The following is a 2,622-nucleotide window of genomic DNA, read 5'->3' on the forward strand; positions in this document are numbered from 1 at the left end:
GCGCCATGGCGCTCGGCACCCCAATATTGGCCTGGTTTTGCGCCGCCACGTGGCCGGATTTTACTCTGCCGTTGACAGCCATCCGTTGCACCTCGGACGAAGGTCGGCTCTTGGCCGAAATATCAGTGCTCTGCAGTCGCGTAAGCACTTACATCTTCTCGCCAGTAAATCCTGCTTAATTCATGCGGCATCGCCAAGAGAGCCACGCCCGCATTTCTAAGCTTCATGGACAATGCGCCCTGCGGCCGCCGAGTGATCTCGGCAAGTTCGCCCAGAGAAATGAAGGCCCCCCGGAGGCGCGCTAGACTAGCGGCGGTGACAACGGTCGTCCCCCGACGGTAGAGTTCTGAGGCATTCACACCGTGCAGCAGCCCGTTCTCAACCAGATATACCGCCGTCTTTGTCGTGACGCGCAGCTCTTGCGCGACGGCGGTGATGGAAATTTGGGTCTCACCCGCTTCCACAAGAGCATCGGCACGATGCGCTTGAACTGCCCCGTTTGCACCAGACCCCCTATGAGCGAAGAAGAACTTCTTCTCGCGCTCGTAGGCCTCAAGCATTCGCTGCGTCACGAAGCCCATCGGAACGATACCATTATCACCCTGACGCTTTGCGAGGCCGCGGCGCACCAAGTCCTCTGCGTTGCGCTTGGCGAAGCCCGTAAGCGAGAGGGTCTTCTGTGCGTTCCGCGAAGCCATTCCCTCTGACGGCACTCCAAGCACCAGCACACCGCTTCTTACGGAGAAATGGTCGAAGACGTGCCGCCGCACGACGTCACGCAGGGGTTCGAACTCGTCACCGAGGCTCCGGCTGTTTAACCATGTGGTCCAAGCCCCGAAGACCCGACCGAAGAAACGTCCGTCTACGCCACCCTCATGCGCCATCGCGGCGAGGCAGTCCGAGAGGGCGGTAGGGCCATCTTTCAGCACATCGTAGCCCAAGACTCCGAAACTCATCCAGTCGGCTTCGCTGTTCCCGACAAGCAAAGCGTCTGGCCCCTTTGCGATGCGCAGCCCCAGCACCTCGGATGCGCGGGACACTACATTGAGCTCGAGACGGTCGATCCACCGTGCGCCCCGCCCTTTCAGGACGCGGCCGGTGAGGTACTGCTCGAACAAGCTGTGGTCTGCGTGGATAACCGGTTCATCCAGAATCCAGCCGTAATGCTTCTGAAGACGGGCCGTAAAATCCCTGGCATTTTTGCTAAACCTCTCTGGTGGAAGGCTTACCAGCATACAGCCATGTTGCGGGCAGCTTCTGATCGACGAGAATTTCCACTGCAGGCGGCGCGGCACGCGCCACACCTCCTCTGCTGACCGCACCTCGGAGCGTATGCACTCCGGACAGACGCGGATGCGCGTGCGCTGGAAGCTCTGAGGGGAGGCGAATTCGTCTCTCAGGCGAAAATGGCCCTTACCGAGGTGGCGGATAGAGACCCGCTCCAATGCGCTCACGTCGCACCCTGCAAGCTGGGTCAGTTGCTCCAAAGCGACCTTCTCACCACGAAAGAGCGGGTCTATCGGAAAGGCTATGTCGCCGCAGAACCTCTGCATCGAAATGGCGCCGTTCCTGGCCGCAAGTCGCGACAGCAAGGAGGTCGCCGGCTCGCACGCGGCATGTAACACCGTCATCGGCAGCTGCGGGAAGTTCGTTCCGGGAGTGGCAGCTAGGCTTTTGACCAAGCGAGGTTTCCGAGATCAGACAAAGGCGGATTGGCCGGATCTTAAGGTCACCAGCTCAACTGGGCAACGTCGCAGTGATTTCGGGATATACCGCCTTCTGGGTCAGCAATGTGACACGAAAGTCGGTTTTGCTTGGCATCTTACGAGAGATTTTTGGCGCGCTGGGGAGGATTCGAACCCCCGACCCCTTGATTCGTAGTCAAGTACTCTATCCAACTGAGCTACCAGCGCGTGCCGGAGAGGAATAGACATCGCGTTGAGTAGGCGCAAGGGTCGAAAAGCGGTACTCGCCAGAGATTTTGACCGACAATCGTTCGTTGGCAGAAGGACGAACCATCGGAATTCCCCATTTCACGGAAAGGTTTTTCGGCAGTGTCTGCTAGGGTACGTTCTGACCGCTGGGCGGATTCAAACGCTCGGAGTGATGTGTTGTCGATGAAGAGATGTCAGTGCGGCAGGGTGTAGAAGCCCTCGGATGCCTCAAGGGGACCGTAGGAGCTGCAGGGCCGCGGACGCCCGCAGGACGAGCGTGGTGAGCTAGGCACCGGAGTTGGCCGTTAAGCGGTCTCGCTTGATGAGCCCGCATTCGAGCGTGGCTAGAGGCTTTCGCACATGGCGTCGTCGTCCCCGGTACCCTTGGAGAGCCGAATGTCGGCCACATGGCGACGATGGCCGAACTCCCTGGGCGATCACTGCGATTCCGTATCGTCATGGTGTCACGTCTTCGGTTTTGCGCGAAGACACCGCCATGTCGAGCGTGTTGCGCACTAGTCATGTCTTCAGGACGTTGCCGAAGGCCCGGCTGACGACCCGATGGGATCAGGCGTCGAGGGCCAAGCCATCGAGGTGCCACCGGTTCGAGCCCCCACGCCTCCAGTCCTTGAGCTTGCCGAACATGATTTCGATCCGGTTTCGCCGCTTGTAGTGGCGCTTGTCCATT

Annotated in this window: 1 protein-coding gene and 1 tRNA gene; both read right to left on the minus strand. The window is 59.7% G+C overall.

Annotated features, from left to right (window positions below; translation table 11 throughout):
- Positions 1-122: 122 nt before the first annotated feature.
- A complete protein-coding gene (locus tag Q1A87_RS23205) occupies positions 123-1,682 on the minus strand; it encodes a TniQ family protein (RefSeq protein WP_299657148.1) in 1,560 nt (519 codons plus the stop codon).
- A 154-nt stretch (positions 1,683-1,836) separates the two neighbouring features.
- Positions 1,837-1,913 (minus strand) — tRNA-Arg (locus Q1A87_RS23210).
- Between the last annotated feature and the right edge of the window lie 709 nt (positions 1,914-2,622).

The sequence above is a fragment of the uncultured Jannaschia sp. genome, assembly GCF_947494055.1.
In the GTDB taxonomy this organism is placed as follows: Bacteria; Pseudomonadota; Alphaproteobacteria; order Rhodobacterales; family Rhodobacteraceae; genus Jannaschia.